Genomic DNA, 19,088 nt, shown 5'->3' with positions numbered 1-19,088 from the left:
GGTGCAGATCTCGCAATCCACACCGAACCCGGAAGCCCTTCCTTATGCCAAACCGATCAACCCCTGTACCTAACCTCCGTGGTCAGTACACCTAGGCAGGGGTGAGCTCCGAGGTGCAGGCCGGGCAGCGCGTGGCGGCCTTCGGGATCTCCGTGAGGCACTGCGGGCACTCGTGGTGCGTCGCCTCCTCGCCGGCGGCCACGCGGTCCTTGTACGAGGTGTACGGCCGGACGATCAGGAAGTAGACGACCCCGGCGACCAGCAGGAACGAGATCAGCGCGTTGACGAAGTTGCCGTAGTTGAAGCTGGACTGCCCGATCGTGAACTTCAGCGAGGAGAAGTCGGGCATGCCGCCGAAGGCGGAGATCAGCGGGGTCAGCAGGTCGGCCACGAACGAGTTGACGATGGCGGTGAAGGCCGCGCCGATGACGACCGCGACGGCCAGATCGATCACGTTCCCCTGCATGAGGAACTTCTTGAATCCACTCATGCGCAGAGATCGTAGTCTAATGATTACACAGGGTGAGGCTTAAGGATAACGGAGAGCCGCCCGCCCGACTGGGCCGCGGCGAGTTGGGCGGCCTGTGTCGTCGTGGTGGCCAGTACGAGGAGGGCGCCCTGGTCGTCTTCTGTCCTGGGGGTCGAAAGGACCGTGACGTCGTCGGCCACGAGCTGGGCGGACTGGCTCTCCCATGCCGCCAGTACGCCGATCGTCGAGCCGGGTTTGACGAGCTTCGCGGCGTCCGGGTCGGCGATGCGGACGGGCGCGGCCACCAGGCCGGGCGCCAGCCGTACCGGATGGAGGAGGCGGACGTCCGTGAGGGGCTCGCCGCGGCGCATCGGCGCGGCGAGCACGCCACCAGCGGGCGGCGCGCGCAGGGCGCCGTCGGGGGGTGCGTTGAGCGGGGCCAGGCGCAGATCGCCTGGGCGCAGCGTGCCGGGGGTCAGGTCGCGGGCGGCCACGACCACGGGGGTGCCGGGCTCGGGGAGTACGGCCAGCAGGGCGGCGAGGGTCGCGGTGGCGGCCAGGACGGCCGCGATCAGGCGGCGTTTCATGGCAGGTCGAAGGGGAGCTTGATGCCGTCGAGGGTGGAGCCGCAGGGGCAGGCGCGCTCCTCGGGCAGGGCCTTGACCGTGTCGGCCACCAGCGTGCGCATGCGGGCGACGTTCTGCGCGAAGAAGGCCAGGACCTCGTCGTGGGTGACGCCCTCGCCCGTCTCCACGCCGGCGTCGAGGTCGGTGACCAGCGACAGCGAGGTGTAGCAGAGGGCGAGCTCCCTGGCCAGGATGGATTCGGGGAAGCCGGTCATGCCGACGATCGTCCAGCCGTTGGCGGCGAACCACTGCGACTCGGCGCGTGAGGAGAAACGCGGGCCCTCGATGACGACGAGCGTGCCGCCGTCGACGGTGCTCCACTCGCCGGCGCGGGCGGAGGACACCGCCACCGCGCGGCCGGACGGGCAGTAGGGGTCGGCGAAGGAGACGTGCACGGCCCCGCCCATGTCGTAATACGTCTGCACGCGGCCAGAGGTCCGGTCGACGATCTGGTCGGGGACCACGATCGTGCCGGGGCCGTGCTCGGCCTTCAGCGAGCCGACGGCGCTCGGCGCGAGGACCTGGCGCACCCCCAGCGCGCGCAGCGCCCAGAGGTTGGCGCGGTACGGGATGCGGTGGGGCGGGAAGCGGTGGTCACGCCCGTGCCTGGGGATGAACGCGACCGATCGCGAGCCGATGCGGCCGACGGTGACGACGTCGCTGGGTGGCCCGTAGGGGGTGGTGAGGGTGATCTCCTCCGCGTCGTCGAGCAGGGAGTAGAAGCCGGAACCGCCGATGACGCCGATGTCTGCACGCATGCCGCAGAGATTAGCGGGCGGGGTTGGGGGGTGGGTGGGGCAGAGCGGCGTTCTGTGGACGGTGGGGTGGCTGTGGATGGAGGAGACTCCGAAAAGTAGTCGAAAGACTACTCACAGTACGATCGGGATATGCGGCAAAAGGGGCTGGGCCTCATCATCATCGCGCTCATGCTGGGCATGCTGCTGGCGGCGCTCGACCAGACGATCGTGTCCACCGCGCTGCCGACGATCGTGAGCGACCTCGGCGGGCTGGAGCAACTGTCGTGGGTGGTCACGGGGTACCTGCTGGCCAGCACGGTCTCCACGCCGCTGTGGGGCAAGCTCGGGGATCAGTACGGCCGCAGAGGGCTGTTCATCGGGGCGATCGTCATCTTCCTCATCGGATCGGCGCTCTGCGGGCTCAGTCAGAACATGGGCCAGCTCATCCTGTTCCGCTCCATTCAGGGCCTCGGCGGCGGCGGGCTCATGGTGCTGGCCCAGGCGATCGTGGGCGACGTCGTGCCGGCCCGCGAGCGCGGCAGGTACCAGGGCTTCTTCGGGGCGGTCTTCGCCGTCTCCAGCATCGTCGGCCCCCTGCTCGGCGGCCTGTTCGTGGACCACCTGTCCTGGCACTGGGTCTTCTACATCAACCTGCCGGTCGGCGCGGTGGCGCTGTTCGTGATCATCGCGGTCCTGCCCGGCCACGAGAGCAGAACCAGGCACAAGATCGACTACGCGGGCGTGGTGACGATCGGCGGCGCCACCAGCTGCCTGGTCCTGATCGCCACGTGGGCGGGCACCACGTACGCGTGGGCGAGTCCGCAGATAGTAGGACTCGGCCTCGCCGCCGTCGCGCTCCTCATAGCGGCATATTTCGCGGAACGGCGGGCGGCCGAGCCCATCATGCCCCTCAAGCTGTTCAAGCTCAGAGCGTTCTCGATGACGTCGATCGTGGGCTTCGTGGTGGGGTTCGGCATGTTCGGCGCCCTCACCTACCTGCCGCTCTACCTGCAGACGGTCCATGGCGTCAGCGCCACGTTGTCCGGCGTCCATCTGCTCCCGATGATGGCCGGCATGCTGACCATGTCCATCGTCAGCGGCCAGATCATCTCCCGCACCGGCAAGTACCGATTTTTCCCGATCGCGGGCACCTTCATCGCCACCATCGGCATGTTCATGCTCTCCCGCCTGACGGAGACGAGCAGCACTCTGGTCATGAGCATCGACCTGCTCGTCCTGGGCGTCGGCCTGGGCATGACCATGCAGGTCCTGGTCATCGTGGTACAGAACGCCGTCGACTTCGAGGACCTCGGCGTGGCCACCTCGGGCGCCACGTTCTTCCGCTCGATCGGCGGTTCCTTCGGCGTCGCCACGCTGGGCGCGGTCTTCACCGGCAGGCTCAACGCCGACATGGCGGAACTGGTGGCCAGAACCCCTGTACCGCCCGGCGTAGACCCCGCGAACATCCAGAAGGACCCCACACTCATCCAGAAGCTCCCGGAGCCCCTGGCTCAGGACTTTCTCCACGTCTACGCCGACGCGATCGCCACCGTCTTCCTGGTGGGCACGCCCATCCTGTTCGTCGCGTTCCTGCTGTCCTGGTTCATCCCGGAACAGCGCCTGCGCGAGACCACCAAGGCCATGGACTACGGCGAGGGCCTGGGCGCGACCTCCGCCGAGCGCTCCTCGCTCGCGGAGGTGGAAAGAGGTCTGGTACGGCTGGCCGACGCCGACCTGCGCAAGGACTACTACGTACGCCTCGGCCAGCTCGCGGGCCTGTCCGGCCTGCCTCCCCAGAGCGTGTGGGTCATCGCCAGGCTGGGCGGGGAAGGCTGGGTCAAGGCCGCCGACCTGGCGGAACGGGCCAACGTCAGCAGGCAGGAGGGCCGGCCGTACGTGGACAGGCTCACCGAGCGCGGACTCGTCACGCGCTCGCCCGACGGCGACTCGCTACGGCTGACCGAGCAGGGCGACGCGGCAGCCGAGCGGCTCCTTGAGCAGGCCAAGGCCGGGCTGGGCAGGCTGGTGGCGGATTGGGGGCCGAGTCCGCAGCTGCTGCGGCTGTGCGAGCGGATCGCGCCCGAACTGCTCGGCGCGGACGCCGACCGGCCGGGCTGATCAGCTGGAGGCCGCGGCGGGGGCGGAGGACTTCTCCGACGACGAAGACGAGGTCGTCGATGGTGTGGCGGTCTTCTCCGGGGTGGAGGACGCGGGCGTCGTGGTGGCGCTCGTGGACGACGAACGGTTGTCGGTCTTGTAGAAGCCCGACCCCTTGAACACGATCGCCGCTGCCGAGAACACCTTGCGCAGTTTGCCCTCACAGCTTGGGCAGACGGTCAGCGCGTCATCGGAGAACTTCTGAACGACCTCGAGAGGCTGCCCGCAGTCGTTGCAGACGTACTGGTACGTGGGCACGCATTCCTCCTCTGGGTTGGCACTCGACCGTGGCGACTGCTAATGCTAACCGATGGGGTCAAACTTTCATTCCAGACCCCGCTCGCCGTACCATCCGGCCAGCTTGCCACGGCGGCTGACCGCCCGCAGCCGCAGCTCGACCTGTTCGCGGCAACTCGCGGTGGTCACGACGAGCAACTGGTCTTCCGCCCTGATCCGGGTGGTCGTGGCCGGAACGAACGATCTGCCCTCGCGCACGATCAGCGTGACGTTGGCCCCGGCGGGCAGCCGTAGCTCGAAGATCTCCACGCCGTGCAGCAGGGAGCCCGGCGGCACCTTGACCTGCAGAAGGTCGGCGTTGAGCTCCTCCAGCGGGGCCGCCTCCACCTCCAGGTCGTGCACCTCGCCCGGCGCGCTCACACCCAGAAGCCTGGCCACGAACGGCAGCGTGGGTCCCTGCAGCAGCGTGAACACCATCACGATGACGAACACCTGGTTGAAGATGTCCTCCGACCCCTTCACCTCGGCCGCCCAAGGGATGGTCGCGAGCACGATCGGCACCGCCCCGCGCAGTCCCGCCCAGGACAGGAAGGCCTGTTCGCGCAGACCGGTCCTGCCCATGCGGGCCATCCGGGCCAGAAGCGCCGAGACCATGACCGAGATCGGCCTGGCCAGCAGCACCAGGACCGTTCCCGCGATGAGGCCGGGGATCACCGCCTTGGGCATCTCGCCGGGGCTGGCCAGCAGCCCGAGCATGACGAACAGAAGGATCTGCGCCAGCCACGCGGCGCCCTCCGCGAAGCCCCTGGTGGCGGCCCTGTGGGGGAGCCGGGCGTTGCCGAGGATCAGCGCCGTCAGGTAGACGGCCAAAAACCCGGAACCATGCAGGTGTACGGCACCGCCGTACGCCAAGAAGGTGAGGGAGAGGACCGCGAGCGGATAGAGGCCGGAGGCGGCCAGCGCGACGTGACGCAGCGCCAAGGCCCCGAGCGGGCCGACGGCCAGTGCCACGACGGCGCCGATGAGCAGTTCCGCGCCGGTTTTCAGGACGAACTCGCCGAGGCCCGGGATGGGGTCGGCGACGCTGCTCAGCAGGACGACCGCGATGACCGTGGGGGCGTCGTTGAAGCCGGACTCGGCCTCCAGGATTCCCGCCAGGCGCGGTGGCAGGGGCAGGCGGCGCAGGACGGAGAAGACCGCGGCGGCGTCGGTGGAGGCCAGGACGGCGCCGAGGATCAGCGCGGCCCGCCACTCGTAGCCGAGCAGGCCGGCGACGGCGAGCGCGACGACCAGGATGCTCACGGCCACGCCCACCGTGGCCAGGATCAGCGCGAGGGGCACGGCCCGGCGAACGTGGTTCCAGTTGGTGGTCAGGCCACCTTCGGCCAGGATCACCGCCAGCGCCGTGAGGCCGATGTGCTTGGCCAGGTTCGGGTCGTCGAACTGGATGCCGAAGCCGCTCTCGCCCAGCAACAGCCCGAAGCCGAGGAACAGAAGCAGGCTCGGCAGCCCGCTGCGGTGGGCGATGCGGACGGAGGCGATGGCGGCGATGAAGACCGCGCCACCAAGAAGGAGCCAGAACTCGACGGTCACCTGGCCCCCTCTCTCTTTGTAGTCACATAAGCCTAGTGAGTCCCGTAGGAGTCACCGCATAACGGACCCGCTCGTCGTGGGCCTCGACGGGGACGCCGTCGATCAGCTCGCCGTCGTGCAGCAAGGCGACCACGGGGACGTTCGGGCCGACCCTGGCCAGGGCCCGGTCGTAGGAGCCGCCGCCGCGCCCGAGCCGGACGCCGGTGCGGGCGTCGACGGCGAGGGCCGGGACGATCACCAGTGCGGCGGTACGGATCGCGTTCACGCCGCGCCGGGTGTCGATGGGCTCCATGATCCCGGATCGTCCAGGTGCGAGGGTATCTGGCCCGTCGTATACCGCCCAGTCCAGATCGTCATCATCTTTGTGCACAGGCAAGATCACTGTGGCCCCGTGTTTCCACAGGGCGAAGACAAGCCCGTGCGTCTCCGGCTCGCTTCCGATAGACCAGTAGCACGCCACCAGCCCCGCCATCTGGACCCACGGCTGATCAAGGAGGGTTTCCCGGATGCTTGTCGCGTTTGCCCTGCGTTGCTCGGGGGAGAGCGAGGTACGCGCCTCGATCAGCTCCCGGCGCAGCTTCATCTTGTCCACAGGTACCTCCACTAGGGTCTACTCATGGCTGACTTCGACCCTGTGACGAAAGCCGTCGTGCCCGCCGCGGGTCTGGGCACCCGGTTCCTCCCGGCGACCAAGGCGACACCCAAAGAGATGCTGCCCATCGTCGACAAGCCCGCGATCCAGTATGTCGTCGAGGAGGCCGCCTCCGCCGGGCTCCTCGACGTCCTCATGGTCACGGGGAAGAACAAGCGGTCGATAGAAGATCACTTCGACCGCGCCTTCGAACTGGAGGAGGTGCTCGAAGCCAAGGGCGACGAGCACAAGCTGTCCCAGGTCCGCGAGCCCGCCGCGCTGGCGACCCTGCACTACGTACGGCAGGGCCAGCCGAAGGGGCTCGGCCACGCCGTGCTCTGCGCCAAGCAGCACGTCGGCGACCACCCCTTCGCCTGCCTGCTGGGCGACGACCTGATCGACTACCGCGACGAGCTGCTCAAACGCATGATCGAGGTGCGCGGCACCTACGGCGGCAGCGTGATCGCGCTCATGGAGGTCCCCAAGGAGCAGGTCTCCCTGTACGGCGTCGCCACCATCCAGGCCACCGGCGAGGACGACGTGGTCAGGGTGACCGACCTGGTCGAGAAGCCCCCGGTCGAGGAGGCGCCGTCCAACTGGGCGATCATCGGCCGCTACGTCATCGACCCGGCCGTCTTCGAGGTGCTGGAGAACACCCCGCCGGGCCGCGGCGGCGAGATCCAGCTGACCGACGCCCTGCGCACGCTGGCCGGGCGGTCGAGCTCGGAGGGCGGGCCGGTGCACGGCGTGCTGTTCCGCGGGCGCCGCTACGACACCGGCGACAAGCTCGACTATCTGCGCACCGTGGTGAAGTTCGCCGCCGACCGCCCCGACCTGGCCCCCGAGTTCGTTCCGTGGCTGCGGGAGTTCCTTCGTGAAATCGGTTGACGCGCACCTGGCCGAGATCCTGGCCACGGTGCGTACGCTGGCGCCGCTCGAGCTCGAGCTCGAGCGGTCGCTGGGCACCACGCTGGCCGAGGAGGTCGGCTCCCCGGTGCCGTTGCCGCCGTTCGACAACTCGGCGATGGACGGCTATGCCGTACGCGCCGCCGACCTCGCGGCGGTTCCCGTCGCGTTGCCGGTGATCGACGACGTGGCGGCCGGATCCGACGAACTGCGCGCCGTCGGGCCCGGTCACGCGGTACGCATCATGACCGGTGCGCCCGTTCCGGCCGGCGCCGACACCGTCGTCCCGGTGGAGTGGACCGACGGCGGCACCGTCACGGTCACGATCAACCAGGCCGCGCCCCTGGGCAACGCCATCCGCCGGGCGGGTGAGGACGTGCGGGCGGGCGAGGTCGTGCTCCGCCCCGGCACGGTGATCGGCCCCGCCCAGCTCGGCATCGTGGCCGGCGTCGGCCGCCGCCGGGTGTGGGTGCGCCCGCGCCCGCGCGTGGTCGTGCTCTCCACCGGCGCCGAACTGGTCGAACCCGGGCTCCCGCTCGGCCCCGGCCAGATCTGGGACTCCAACAGCTTCACCCTCACCGCCGCCGTCCGCGAGAGCGGCGGCGACGGCTACCGCGCCGCGACCGTGGGCGACGACCCGGCCACGTTCCTGGAGCAGCTCGACGCCCAGCTCGTGCGGGCCGACGCCATCATCACCAGCGGCGGCGTCTCGATGGGCGCCTACGAGCCGGTCAAGGAGGCGCTCGCGCCGCTCGGCACGGTCCGCTTCGAGAAGGTCGCGATGCAGCCGGGCATGCCGCAGGGCTTCGGCGTGGTCGGCGAGGACCAGGTGCCGATCTTCGCGCTGCCCGGCAATCCGGTCTCGTCCTTCGTCTCCTTCATGTTGTTCGTACGGCCGGCGCTGCGAAAGATGCGCGGACTGCCCGCCGGAGTACCGGAGACGTTGACGGCCCATGTCGCCGGGCCGCTGCGCTCGCCCCTGGGCCGGCGTTCCTACCTGCGCGGCGTGCTGTCGGACGACGGCGTCGTGACCCCGGTACGCGGCCAGGGTTCCCATCAGCTCGCGGCGCTGGCCTCGGCCAACGCCCTCATCTTGGTGCCCGAGGACGTCACCGACGTACCGGCGGGCGCTTCTGTGCAGGTGATCAGACTGTGAGCTTCACCCATCTCGACGAGTCCGGCGCCGCCCGCATGGTCGACGTCTCCGCCAAGGACGTCGGCGCGCGCACCGCCACCGCGACCGGCCGCGTCCTGCTGTCGGAGGAGGCCGTGGCGCTGCTGCGCTCCGGCGAGGTGCCGAAGGGCGACGCGCTGGGCGTGGCCAGGATCGCCGGCATCATGGGCGCCAAGCGCACGCCCGACCTCATCCCGCTGTGCCACCCGATCGCGCTGCACGGGGTGAAGGTCACGCTCGACATCGTCGACGAGGGCGTGGACATCACCTGCGTCGTCAAGACGGCCGACCGCACGGGCGTGGAGATGGAGGCGCTCACCGCGGTGTCGGTGGCGGCGCTGGCGCTGATCGACATGGTGAAGGCGGTCGACCCGGCCGCGGTGATCACCGATGTACGGGTGGAGGAGAAGACCGGCGGCAAGACCGGCCATTGGACGCGGCCATGATCCGCGCATTGGTGATCACGGTTTCCAACCGCGCCTCCGCCGGGATTTACGCCGACAAATCCGGACCGCTTCTGGTTTCGCTGCTCGGTGAGGCGGGGTGTGAAGTGGACGGTCCCGTGGTGGTGCCCGACGGCGATCCGGTCGAGGCCGCGCTGCGCGACGGCATCGCGGGCGGATACGAAGTGATCATCACGACCGGCGGCACCGGGCTCACGCCAATGGATCTCACGCCGGAAATGACCGCCCGGGTAATTTCCCGGGAAATTCCGGGTATTGCGGAGGCCGTCCGGCAGGCGAATCGCGAAAAAGTGCCGACCTCGATTCTGTCGCGAGGTCTGGCCGGCCAGGCGGGCGACACCCTCATCGTCAACCTGCCCGGCTCCGGCGGTGGCGTGCGGGACGGCGTGGCCGTACTCGCGCCCATCCTTCAGCACGCGGTCGAGCAGATCCGCGGCGGCGACCACCCGCGCTGATGCGTGGCGACATGACGTCCGATGGGGGGATGATGAGGGTGTGGATCGACTTCGTGGCTGGCCGGCGACTCTGAGCGAAGGGCCAGTGAGTCTGCGGCCGCTGCGGCTGGGAGACGTACGGGTGTGGCGCGAGACGCGCCTGCGCAACGCCGAATGGCTGCGCCCATGGGAGCCGAGCAACCCGGAGACGCCGCTGTTCAGGACCGGTCTCGGCCCGTACGTGTCCATGGTCGGCACGCTGCGCAGGGAAGCCCGCCAGGGCATGGCGCTGCCCTGGGTCATCACCTACCAGGGGCGGTTCGCCGGACAGCTCACCATCGGCGCGATCGTGTGGGGATCCGCCCGTTCCGCGCAGGTCGGCTACTGGGTCGACGGGGCGCTCGCCGGGCGCGGCATCACGCCGACGGCGCTCGCCCTGGCCGTCGACCACTGCTTCTTCACTACCGGACTGCACCGCATCGAAGCCAACATCCGGCCGGAAAATCACGCGAGCAGAAGAGTGGTTGAGAAGCTCGGTTTCAGGGAAGAAGGCATTCGGCGTCGCCAACTCCACATCGACGGAGCCTGGCGCGACCACATCTGCTACGCGTTGACCGTCGAGGACGTTCCCGGCGGTCTACTCGTGCAGTGGCGTCGCGCGCGTGAGTCAGCCGCTCACGGTGGGTCTCCGGTAGAAGAGGTTTGACGATCTCGCGACACACCGCATCGAATGCTCGTCAATTAGTGACACGCGGTCTTACGGTGCGTGACGTGAGCACATCGAAGACGCCAAGAACACACAGGCGTTTTCATGCTGCCCTTATTCGTGTCCGGAGGTGGTCGTGAGCAGCGTCCTCCTCTATCTCGCCATCGTCGTCATGTGGTTGTGCGTCCTTGTCCCGATGTGGCTGCGCAGGGACAAGACCAACCTCGCCGAGCTGGCCGAGCTCGAAGAGGAGTACTACACGGGCGAGCACCAGCTGCCGGACCTGGAGCAGGTGCAGGGCGCCTCGCTGATGGACCAGCCGGACACCGGCGAGTACTCCATCGAGGAACCCGCCGCGCCCGTGGTGGACCCTCGGCAGTTCCGTGCGCGGCGGCGGGCGATCATCGTGGCCCGGCGGCGGCGGTTGCTGTTCTTCACGTCGTTGCTGGTGATCGCGTCGTTGGTGACAGCGGCGGTGCAGATGATGCCGTGGTGGGGGGTTGCTCCCTCTATCGTGGTGATGGCGGCTTATCTTGGGTTCCTGCGCATTGCCGTACAGGTGGATCGGGAACGGCGGCGGCGCGCCGCCCAGTCCCGTGCCGAACGGCGACGGCGGGTGCGCGAGCAGCGGCGGCTGGAGGCCGAGCGGGAAGCCGAGATCATCGAGTTCACGGCACGTCAGCCGGACGTCCTGTTCGACCAGTACGCGGAACCGCCTCGGCGGGCGGTCGGGGACTGAATGTGTGGCGCGAGGACCCCTGGGAGTTTGCTAATCTGGTCGAGTCCTTGGGGATGTAGCGCAGTCCGGTAGCGCACTTCGTTCGCATCGAAGGGGTCAGGGGTTCGAATCCCCTCATCTCCACCCAAGGCCGTTCTTGAAACGGCCGGACTGAAGTTGACGAATCCCGTCTGATCTTGACGATCGGGCGGGATTTCGTCGTTTCAAGGAGGTTCTGAGCCGGATTCGGCTGGGGTTGGACCTCGAGATTCGGCGGAGTGGGACGCTCTGGTGCCTTCGCGCTGGCGTTGTCGCGCGGTGAACGGCCTGGCTGGCATGGCAGAGCCGCTGGGTGGCGCAGAGTTGGGTGTCGATGGCCGGGTTTGTGCTTAGGTGGCGGGTGGCGGGTGGCGGCGCGGCGAAGGCCTCGGCGGTCACCTCGATGGTGGCCAGGTCGTTGGTGGTCTGTGTTGTCTCGGGTTCATGCTCAGGCTGGTGGATGTGGCGCCACTGGTCGAGGAAGTGGTCGTTGGCGACGGCGACGAGCAGTGCGACCAGATGGTTTGGGCGACGCGGCCGTGAGCGAGCCGGTTTTTCGGGTCACTCAGGTCCAGCTCATGGCCTGGGCAGATTTGTAGGTCTCCACCCAGGTGAGGTTGAGGTAGGGCAGGTCTTGGCGGAGCTTGTCGAGATGGCCGAGGTCGCCGGTGCCAACGGTGATGGTGTGCTGGCGGCAGATCTTCGGCAGCTCACCGGCCAGCCGCGCAAACGGCTGAGTTGGGCTGGCGAATACGGCGGGCTGACCTTCTTGGGGCTTTCATCGGCGGCGGCGCTTGCTCGCCGCGCTCCAGCCACGCGAGGGTGGCTCGCATGTGAGGCCATCCGCACCGAGATCGACGCCTGTTCACCCAGGGCCGTGATCTGCGGGTTATCTTCCCGGCACTGATGGCGGGGCCGAGGCGCTTGGTCCTGGTATCGGGCAAGATCGCCCCATGCACCTGACACACAACCCCCTCGCCCTGCTCTTCACCGGGGCCATCGGACTCGCCTCGCTCCTGACGCTCTTTGAGGTGAGCGCTCCCGGCCTGTCCTACTGGGCATTGCTGCTGGTGCTGTACTGGCTGGCGCTCGCCATCACCTGGTCTGTATTGCTTGCTCCTCGCCCGGGGCGGCGGGCGTGGCCGCCCTGGATGTACGTCCCACTCGTACTGGTGCTGGGCACCGTACTGCTGGTCACGGTCGACGCGCCCCTGCACGCGCGCTTCGCACTGTCGGAATCGAGCCTGGAGCGCTACGCCCGGTCGGTGCGTGACGACGACGAGGGCCGTGGTCGGTGGCGGGGCCTGTATCAGGTGGGCTACACGGAGAAGATCCCGGGAGGGGCGCAGTTCATGGTCACCTCAGTCACCTGGAATTGGAAGACGCACGGCTTCGCCTACATCCCGGATCGGGTACCGGGTCCGGACGAGGTCTGGTACGAGCATTTCAAGGGCCCTTGGTACATCTGGACCGATGGGCCCTGAACCCCATGAGGTATGACCTCCCGTTGCTGGGTGGCTCTCCGCTCAGGTGCGACGATGGCTGATATGTCGCGGATCGAGTTCGCCTACGGGGCGCCCAGGAACGGATGGGCCGTCGTCACCATTGGGTGCGAGGGTCGCGAAGCGCGGATGGTCGTGTCCTATGTGACTGATGCGCTCAGGGATCTCCTGTATAGCCTGGTGCGGGTTACTCAGGGGGATGACGAGTCCCACCGAGTATCGATGGGTCTTCACCCACGAGGACTGGGATACGGCTGCGCATCCTCACGTTCCCTGACCGGATGAGGCCGGGCGGGAGGAGTTCACGCTTCTGAGTGCGGTGCGTCCGCTCGTGGTGGCGGCTGCTCGCTGATGTGGGGGAGGAGGAGTACGCGCGGCAGTGGGACGGCGAGAGCTTTCCCCTGCGTGAGCTGAACGCTTTGGAATCCTGGCTCAAAGATCACTGACTTGGGTCGAAGGTGCGATCCTGCCGCCTGCTCGTCGTGCCGAAGGACGTGGTGTGTGCCTCGATCCGCGCCGAGCAGGGTGGGTGGAGCCTCAGGGGCCGATCGGGGGGATGCCTGATGGGCGGTGACGGGCCTCTTCCGGCACGCTGCTGATCATGAGTGATCATGCAGTTGTCCTTGAGGAAGTGACCAGGACCTATGGGAAGGGCGCCACAGAGGTGGCGGCGCTTGGGCAGGTCAGCGTCGGGTTTGCGCGTGGGAGTTTCACGGCCGTGATGGGGCCGTCGGGATCGGGGAAGAGCACGCTGCTGCAGTGCGCGGCGGGGCTGGACCGGCCGGACTCGGGGGCGGTTCGTATCGGCGGGCAGGACATCTCCCGGTTGGGGGAGAAGGAGCTGGCGGTCCTGCGCCGTGACCGGGTCGGCGTCATCTTTCAGGTTTTCAACCTGGTCCAGTCGTTGACCGCGTGGCAGAACGTGATCCTGCCCAGCAGGCTGGCCAGGCGGCGGCCTGATCCGGCGCGTGTGCGGGAACTGCTGCATCGGGTCGGGCTGGCCGGGCGGGAAGGGCATCGTCCTTCGCAGTTGTCCGGTGGGCAGCAGCAGCGGGTGGCGATCGCTCGCGCTCTGCTGGGCAGGCCGGAGGTGTTGTTCGCCGACGAGCCTACGGGGGCGCTTGACCGTCGTAGCGGGCACGAGGTGCTGGCCCTGCTTCGGGAGGCGGTCGACGCGTTCGGGCAGACGGTGGTGATGGTCACGCACGATCCGGAGGCGGCGGCCGGGGCCGACAGCGTGCTGTTTCTGACCGACGGGCGGATCGTTGACATGCTGCACAAGCCCTCGGCCGACCAGATCGGCATGCGGCTGGGTGGCCGGCGATGACGCTCGTGCTCGCCTGGAACAACGTCCGGACCAATCGGATGGGCTTCGCCGCTGCGTTCGCGGCGGTGCTGCTGGCTGTGATGCTGGTGGGCGGCAGCGGCATGGTGGTCGCCGGCGCCGGAGCGCGCGACGAGCTGAACGGCGTCATGGGGTTGCTGGTGCTGTCGGCCGCGGTGTCGGGGTTCGTGTCGGTCTTCGTGGTCGCGGGCATGCTCAGCCTGTACGTGCTGCGCCAGCGCAGGACCTGGGCGCTGCTGCGGTCGATCGGCATGACGCCGCGGCAGGTGAGCCGGCTCGTCACGGCGGAGGCGATGGTCGTGGCCGTGCTGGCGAGCGTGGCGGGCTGCTTGCTGGCCGTCCCGTACGCGGCGGCGATGGCGGCGTTCATGCGGATGACCGGGCTGGCGCCGACGGGGATCCCGGTGAAGGTGACGGCGGGGCCGTTCATCATGGCGCTGGTGGTGGGGTTGGTGGTGACGCTGCTGGCGGCTCGGGCCGCGGCGCGCAAGGCGGTGGGTGTGGGGCCGCTGGAGGTGCTGCGGGAGAGCGCGGCGCAGCGGCGGTTGCTGGCCTGGCCCAGGGCCGCCTTCGGCGGGGTGGCGCTGGCCGGGGGCATCGTGCTGCTGTACCTGGTGCCGCAGGTGAAGGCGTCGGCCGCGGTGCCGGCCGGGCTGGCGGCGACGATGGCGCTCTGCGTGGGCGCGTCCGCGCTGGGACCCGTCGCGCTGCGGGCGCTGGGGTGGCTGTTCGGAGCGGTGGTGGTCCGGCTTGACCCGGGCGCGGGGATGCTGGCCAGGTCCTCGCTGGTCACCCAGCCGCGCCGGGCGATGGCGGCCGCGTCCCCGGTGATGCTGACCATCGCGCTCGCCTGCACCTTCCTGTTCGCCGTCGCGACCACCGACGCGGCGGCGGACGTCACCCGCACGGGGCCGGCGGCGTGGGCGGCACCGGTGCTGGTGGGATCGGCGGTGGCCTACACCGTGATCTCGGTGCTCAACGCGACGGCCATGACGATGGCCGAGCGGACCGAGGAGATCCGGCTGCTGCGTACCGTGGGGACCAAGCCGCGGCAGCTCACCAGGATGGTGTGCTGGGAGACGTTGACCGTGACGTGCGCCGGGACGCTGCTCGGAACGGGCATCGCCGCCGCATCGCTCACCGCGCTCGGCAAGGCCGCGACCGGGCAGGCGTGGTTCGCCTACTCCGTGCCGCAGTACGCCGGGCTGGTGCTGGTCTGCGTGGTGAGCGGCCTGGCCGGAGCGCTGGTCTCCACCCGGAAGGCGCGGCGCGGGTCGCTCCGGCCCGATGACTGACCTTCAGGGCGTGGGCGCTGTGGAAGTAGGGGAATCGTAGGGAGACCTTAAGCCGCTCCCGGCACGCTGTGGGCACAGAGAGAGCAGGAAGAAACAGAGGGAGCGGGAAGATGGCGAGCAAGCTGATCGTCGGGACGTTCGTGTCGCTGGACGGCGTCATGCAGGGGCCCGGCGGCCCGACCGAGGACGAGTCCAACGGGTTCACGCGGGGCGGGTGGTTGCCTGCCCACGTTGACCAGGACTTCAACGAGATCATGGCGGACGTTCTCGACCGGGCGGACGGGATGCTGCTGGGGCGCAGGTCCTACGACATTCTCGCCGCGTACTGGCCGGACGTGTCGGACGAGGACGGCGGCGCCAAGATCAACAGCATGGCCAAGTACGTCACCACTCGCTCGCCCAAGGAGGTGACGTGGAACAACAGCCACGTGCTTCGGGGCGAGGCCGCGCAGACGGTGGCCGAGCTCAAGAAGAGCACCGACGGGGTCATTCTCGTGCAGGGAAGCAGCGACCTGCTGCGCACCCTTCAGGAGGCGGAGCTGGTGGACGAGTACCACCTGCTGGTCTTTCCCGTGGTGGTCGGGGAGGGGAAGCGGCTGTTCTCCGAGGGGACGGTGCCCGCGGGGCTCAAGCTGGCCTCGTCGCGGGTGACCAGCACCGGGGTGGTGCACCTGGTGTACGAGTGGGCCGGGGCGCCGCTCTACGGGACGGTCGCGTAGCCGGGAATGTTCTTGGCCGGGGGGTGGTTACACAACCCGTAGCCGGTGTGTCCAGTGTCCCAGGGCCTCATCTACCGCCTTCGCGGACTACCGTTCGGCTGGAGCCGCGTTGTGCATTTCGCCGATAGGCGACCTGCGCACCGTCTACTGAAGAAGGGCCTACGCCTCGCGTGGGCCCTTCTTCATGTCCGCCCGCGAAATGTCCGGCCGCGAGATGTCCGGCCTCGAAGTGCCTCGCCCTCGAAGTGCCCTGAGGATCTCGGGCCAGGCCCTTTCACCCAGTTCGGCGTCGGCGTGCGGGGCTCCGCCGTACATATAGGAGGAGGACGGCGCGGGGGCGGGCTCGCCGGGCAGGCGCGGGCGGTGGCCGGCCCGCGGGTGGGAGATGAGGCGGACGTCGCGCCGCGCGGCCAGGGCGTGCGCGAACGTCAGCGACGGCCACATCTGGTCGTCGCCCCCGGCCACGAGGACCACGTCGGCGCGGGAGCGTTCCAGAGGGATAGCGGACTCGGCGGGCGCCAGCGCGAGACCTCGCTCGTAGAACGCGCGGAACGAGGTGGGCGGCCCGCCGGCGGGCCATTCCGGCGGATAGGGGGCGAAGGGCAGCGGACGGCCGCGCCAGGTCCACGAGGACCGGCCCGCCACGCCGAATCCGGCCCAGACCACCGAGGACGGCGACAGCGCGACGACCGCCTCCACACGCGGCTCCACACAGGCAAGGGAAAGGGCCGCCTCAGCGCCCTTGGACAGCCCGAGAACGGTCAGGCGCCGCGCGCCCGCCTCGGCCAGCATGTCGAGGCCGGCGACGAACGTCTCCAGCGGAATCTCGCGGATTCCGGGCGACTGTCCCGCTCCGCCGAACCAGCGGATGGACAGAGCCGTCAGACCGTGTGCGGCCAGCAGGTCGCATCGGGCGGAGTCGATCCGGCCGCTGGATCCGGCCAGGACGAGGACGCCGACCTCGCCCGCACCGGCCAGGTGACTTTCCATGGTCATGGATCTTATGAGGTGGATAGTGTCGGTTCGGGCAGAGAGGACGCGGGCGGGTTCATGAACGTCGAACGAGAGCAGGTCATCGCCTTCCGGCTGCGCCGGCACCAGCTGGACGAGCGGGGCACGCTGGCCGGCGCCGCGGCCACGGCGCCGCAGAACACGCCGCCGGGTTCGGCGCAGCTCGCGTTGCGGGCCAGGGCCGAGGTGAGCGCCGCCGAGGTGAAGGCGGCGATCGCCAAGCGGCGCACGTTGGTTCAGACGTGGAGCCTGCGGGGTTCGCCGTGTCTGGTGAGCAGCGCGGAGCTGCCGCTGTTCACCCGTGGGCTGCTGCCCGACGACGAGGAGTCGTGGCGGGCGCAGATGGCCGGGTTTCTGCCGATGCTCGATCAGATGGGCAGGAGCGCCAGCGCGACCATGGAGCGGGTGATCGAGGCCACCAGGGACGCGCTGGACGGTCGTTCGCTCACCAAGCGGGAGCTGGGCAGCGCGCTGGCTCCGCGGCTGCCGGCGGAGTTCGCGCCGTGGATGGAGCCGGACATGTTCTCGTCGTTCAGCGCCATTCTCACGCGGGCGGCCGCGCTGACGGGGGAGTTCGCGATCGCGCCCCGGGTCGGCAACGAGGCGTCGTTGATGCGGGTGGATCAGTGGCTGGCCGGGGTGCCGGTGGACAAGGACGCGCGGGCCGGGCTGGTGCGGCGGTATCTGCGGCTCTACGGGCCCAGCACGGCCGATGACTTCGCCTCCTGGGCCGGGGTCAGCGTCTACTATGCGGCGCGTTCCTGGGCGAAGGTCGCGGGGGAGATGGCCGAGGCGGGCGCGGGGTTCGTGCTGGCCGAGGATCTGGCCGAGCTCAAGGGGGCCGAGCGGCCCAAGGGGATGCGGTTGCTGCCGCCGTACGAGCCGTTTCTGCAGTTGCGTGATCGGGGCACGCTGGCGCCGGACCCGGGGCTGCGGCCGCGGATCTGGCGGAAGACCGGCAACCCCGGGGTGATTCTTCTGGACGGCGAGCTGGCGGGTTTGTGGCGGCAGCAGAAGAAGGGCGGCAAGCTGGTGATCACGGTCGAGGGGGATGCCGATCGGGACGCGGTCGCGGCCGAGGCCGCGCCCTACGCGGAGTTCCGCGGGTGCACGGAAGTGCAGGTCATCCTGGGCTGACGTATTGGCGTGGGCGGAGCGCGTGCGACCGTAGCGCGGCCAGGGCGGCCAGGTGGCCGGTGGGCGTCAGCCGTACCACCAGCTCGTCGCCGAAGGCGAGGTCGAGCGCGGTGAGTTGTCCGACGAGGTCGGACAGCGGGCGGGAGATGTCCTCGCGGCCGGTCGCCGGGTGCCAGCCCTCGCCCCCGACGATCTCGGCCACGCGGGTGTTCAGCTCCTGCGGCGACATGACGCTGCCGTCGGCGAGCAGCATGAGCGCGGCCTCCCGGACCGAGAGGTCGAACTCGTGGTCCACGCGGGAGAGCAGCAGCCCGGTGGCGGTCGCCCACATCTGCTCCGGTGAGCGCAGCAGGCGCCGGCCCTCCTCGGTGATGGTCAGCTTGGAACCGTCGCGCAGCAGCGCTCCGAGGTCGTGCTCGGCCACCTCGCGCAGGCGCAGCGCCTCCGGGGATGGCGCCAGGCGCAGCGGGAGGCTTTCCGAGGCGGCCAGGGTGAGCAGCCGGTGCAGCGCGGGCAGCGGCTGGTGGGGGATGGGGGCGTGCAGGCGCACCTCGAACGGCTGCGCCAGCTCGCGCCTGGCCGGGCCGCGGCCCAGGACCCAGCGGTTGAGGCGCTCGCCGTGCACGCGGTTGAGCCAGCTGTCGCCGCCGAGCTCGGTGCGCGGCTCGGTGAGCCAGCGGCGGGTCAGCGCGACGCGGTCGATCTCCTCGCCGGACAGGATGGCCAGTTCGAGCGCGGCGGAGCTGGCCACGTGGGCGCCCAGCTCCTCCGGGCCCATGATCATGCTCCAGCGCAGGTCCGGGACGTCGGGAGGGAGCACGCCCGTGGCTTCGAGCGCCTCCTGGTAGGCGGCGGTGCCGGCGTCCTCGCCGTCGCGGGCGTAGGTGCGCAGGATCTGGGTGGTCGTGGGGGAGTCGCACAGGGCGGCGTAGCGCTCCAGGCCGCCGATGGCCAGGAGCCTGCCGAGGGAGCGGGCCAGCCGCTCGTGGTCGCCGCCCACCTTCAGCGGAAGCGTGTACCAGAGAAACTCGCATACATCGAGCTGGGTCACCGTCTCCAACGGCTCCCCGCCCGTCAGCCACTCGACTGCGGTCCTGGCATCCTCGGCCAGGTCCGGCTCGGAGCGCTCCAACTCCGTGAGAAGCGCTGTGACATCCGGTGCACTCATGCCTCGAAGTTTGCCGTATG

General features: G+C 69.5%; 21 protein-coding genes and 1 tRNA gene. 14 read left to right on the top strand and 8 right to left on the bottom strand.

Features of this window, described 5'->3' with window-relative positions:
- Positions 1 to 91: 91 nt before the first annotated feature.
- The 3 genes from mscL to ACFWYW_RS50590 are packed head-to-tail and all read right to left on the bottom strand — an operon-like array spanning position 92 to position 1,853.
- The gene (gene mscL, locus ACFWYW_RS50600) at positions 92 to 490 is read right to left on the bottom strand and encodes a large conductance mechanosensitive channel protein MscL (RefSeq protein ID WP_379622256.1); all 399 of its coding nucleotides are present in this window, start codon (positions 488 to 490) and stop codon (positions 92 to 94) included.
- A 23-nt stretch (positions 491 to 513) separates the two neighbouring features.
- Positions 514 to 1,056: an SAF domain-containing protein gene (locus ACFWYW_RS50595; protein WP_379622258.1), complete on the bottom strand. Its 543-nt coding sequence runs from the start codon at positions 1,054 to 1,056 to the stop codon at positions 514 to 516.
- Complete coding sequence (locus ACFWYW_RS50590; protein WP_379622260.1) at positions 1,053 to 1,853, bottom strand: S-methyl-5'-thioadenosine phosphorylase; 801 nt, start codon at positions 1,851 to 1,853, stop codon at positions 1,053 to 1,055. Before ACFWYW_RS50590 ends, ACFWYW_RS50595 begins: the two co-directional genes overlap by 4 nt.
- 129 nt (positions 1,854 to 1,982) lie before the next feature.
- Here ACFWYW_RS50590 and ACFWYW_RS50585 point away from each other — a divergent pair, with 129 nt between their 5' ends.
- On the top strand, positions 1,983 to 3,950 hold the full coding sequence (locus ACFWYW_RS50585) for an MFS transporter (protein WP_379622262.1): 1,968 nt from the start codon (positions 1,983 to 1,985) through the stop codon (positions 3,948 to 3,950).
- Here the strand turns inward: ACFWYW_RS50585 and ACFWYW_RS50580 are convergent, their stop codons facing one another.
- From ACFWYW_RS50580 to ACFWYW_RS50570, 3 genes are all read right to left on the bottom strand, one after another.
- Positions 3,951 to 4,247 (bottom strand): FmdB family zinc ribbon protein, encoded by a 297-nt coding sequence (locus ACFWYW_RS50580; RefSeq protein ID WP_379622264.1) that lies wholly within the window; start codon positions 4,245 to 4,247, stop codon positions 3,951 to 3,953.
- Positions 4,248 to 4,313: 66 nt separating this feature from the next.
- Entirely contained in the window at positions 4,314 to 5,819 is a 1,506-nt protein-coding gene (locus ACFWYW_RS50575) for a potassium/proton antiporter (RefSeq protein WP_379622266.1), read from the bottom strand.
- A 22-nt stretch (positions 5,820 to 5,841) separates the two neighbouring features.
- Positions 5,842 to 6,402, bottom strand: coding sequence for a 5-formyltetrahydrofolate cyclo-ligase (locus ACFWYW_RS50570; RefSeq protein WP_379622374.1), 561 nt, complete (start codon positions 6,400 to 6,402; stop codon positions 5,842 to 5,844).
- A 33-nt stretch (positions 6,403 to 6,435) separates the two neighbouring features.
- Here ACFWYW_RS50570 and galU point away from each other — a divergent pair, with 33 nt between their 5' ends.
- The 12 genes from galU (at position 6,436) to ACFWYW_RS50510 (ending at position 15,752) form a co-directional block, all read left to right on the top strand.
- Complete coding sequence (gene galU / locus ACFWYW_RS50565) at positions 6,436 to 7,338, top strand: UTP--glucose-1-phosphate uridylyltransferase GalU (RefSeq protein ID WP_379622268.1); 903 nt, start codon at positions 6,436 to 6,438, stop codon at positions 7,336 to 7,338.
- Positions 7,325 to 8,512: a gephyrin-like molybdotransferase Glp gene (gene glp, locus ACFWYW_RS50560; RefSeq protein ID WP_379641326.1), complete on the top strand. Its 1,188-nt coding sequence runs from the start codon at positions 7,325 to 7,327 to the stop codon at positions 8,510 to 8,512. Before galU ends, glp begins: the two co-directional genes overlap by 14 nt.
- Positions 8,509 to 8,976, top strand: a complete 468-nt coding sequence (gene moaC, locus ACFWYW_RS50555) for a cyclic pyranopterin monophosphate synthase MoaC (protein ID WP_379622270.1) — start codon at positions 8,509 to 8,511, stop codon at positions 8,974 to 8,976. The genes glp and moaC overlap by 4 nt, the downstream gene beginning before the upstream one ends.
- A complete protein-coding gene (locus tag ACFWYW_RS50550; protein WP_379622272.1) occupies positions 8,973 to 9,449 on the top strand; it encodes a molybdenum cofactor biosynthesis protein B in 477 nt (158 codons plus the stop codon). The genes moaC and ACFWYW_RS50550 overlap by 4 nt, the downstream gene beginning before the upstream one ends.
- A gap of 40 nt (positions 9,450 to 9,489) precedes the next feature.
- Positions 9,490 to 10,134 carry a GNAT family N-acetyltransferase gene (locus ACFWYW_RS50545; protein WP_379622274.1) on the top strand — a complete coding sequence of 215 codons (645 nt, stop codon included), beginning with the start codon at positions 9,490 to 9,492 and terminating at the stop codon, positions 10,132 to 10,134.
- A gap of 136 nt (positions 10,135 to 10,270) precedes the next feature.
- On the top strand, positions 10,271 to 10,873 hold the full coding sequence (locus tag ACFWYW_RS50540; RefSeq protein WP_379622276.1) for a hypothetical protein: 603 nt from the start codon (positions 10,271 to 10,273) through the stop codon (positions 10,871 to 10,873).
- Positions 10,874 to 10,922: 49 nt separating this feature from the next.
- Positions 10,923 to 10,996 (top strand) — tRNA-Ala (locus tag ACFWYW_RS50535).
- A gap of 547 nt (positions 10,997 to 11,543) precedes the next feature.
- Positions 11,544 to 11,798, top strand: a complete 255-nt coding sequence (locus tag ACFWYW_RS50530) for a hypothetical protein (protein WP_379622278.1) — start codon at positions 11,544 to 11,546, stop codon at positions 11,796 to 11,798.
- A 46-nt stretch (positions 11,799 to 11,844) separates the two neighbouring features.
- Entirely contained in the window at positions 11,845 to 12,375 is a 531-nt protein-coding gene (locus tag ACFWYW_RS50525; protein WP_379622280.1) for a hypothetical protein, read from the top strand.
- A 619-nt stretch (positions 12,376 to 12,994) separates the two neighbouring features.
- The gene (locus tag ACFWYW_RS50520; protein WP_379622282.1) at positions 12,995 to 13,720 is read left to right on the top strand and encodes an ABC transporter ATP-binding protein; all 726 of its coding nucleotides are present in this window, start codon (positions 12,995 to 12,997) and stop codon (positions 13,718 to 13,720) included.
- Positions 13,717 to 15,033, top strand: a complete 1,317-nt coding sequence (locus ACFWYW_RS50515; RefSeq protein WP_379622284.1) for an FtsX-like permease family protein — start codon at positions 13,717 to 13,719, stop codon at positions 15,031 to 15,033. The genes ACFWYW_RS50520 and ACFWYW_RS50515 overlap by 4 nt, the downstream gene beginning before the upstream one ends.
- Positions 15,034 to 15,143: 110 nt before the next feature.
- Complete coding sequence (locus tag ACFWYW_RS50510) at positions 15,144 to 15,752, top strand: dihydrofolate reductase family protein (RefSeq protein ID WP_379622286.1); 609 nt, start codon at positions 15,144 to 15,146, stop codon at positions 15,750 to 15,752.
- A 159-nt stretch (positions 15,753 to 15,911) separates the two neighbouring features.
- Here the strand turns inward: ACFWYW_RS50510 and ACFWYW_RS50505 are convergent, their stop codons facing one another.
- A complete protein-coding gene (locus tag ACFWYW_RS50505; RefSeq protein WP_379622288.1) occupies positions 15,912 to 16,742 on the bottom strand; it encodes an acyl-CoA thioester hydrolase/BAAT C-terminal domain-containing protein in 831 nt (276 codons plus the stop codon).
- Between the two features lie 60 nt (positions 16,743 to 16,802).
- Here ACFWYW_RS50505 and ACFWYW_RS50500 point away from each other — a divergent pair, with 60 nt between their 5' ends.
- Positions 16,803 to 17,900 (top strand): winged helix DNA-binding domain-containing protein, encoded by a 1,098-nt coding sequence (locus tag ACFWYW_RS50500; protein WP_379622290.1) that lies wholly within the window; start codon positions 16,803 to 16,805, stop codon positions 17,898 to 17,900.
- Here the strand turns inward: ACFWYW_RS50500 and ACFWYW_RS50495 are convergent.
- A complete protein-coding gene (locus ACFWYW_RS50495) occupies positions 17,887 to 19,068 on the bottom strand; it encodes a hypothetical protein (RefSeq protein ID WP_379622292.1) in 1,182 nt (393 codons plus the stop codon). The genes ACFWYW_RS50500 and ACFWYW_RS50495 overlap by 14 nt on opposite strands.
- Between the last annotated feature and the right edge of the window lie 20 nt (positions 19,069 to 19,088).

The sequence above is a fragment of the Nonomuraea sp. NPDC059023 genome, from assembly GCF_042740095.1.
Classification (GTDB): Bacteria; Actinomycetota; Actinomycetes; order Streptosporangiales; family Streptosporangiaceae; genus Nonomuraea.
Note: the sequence above shows the minus strand (reverse complement) of the source record. Positions and strands in the feature narration are given on the sequence as shown.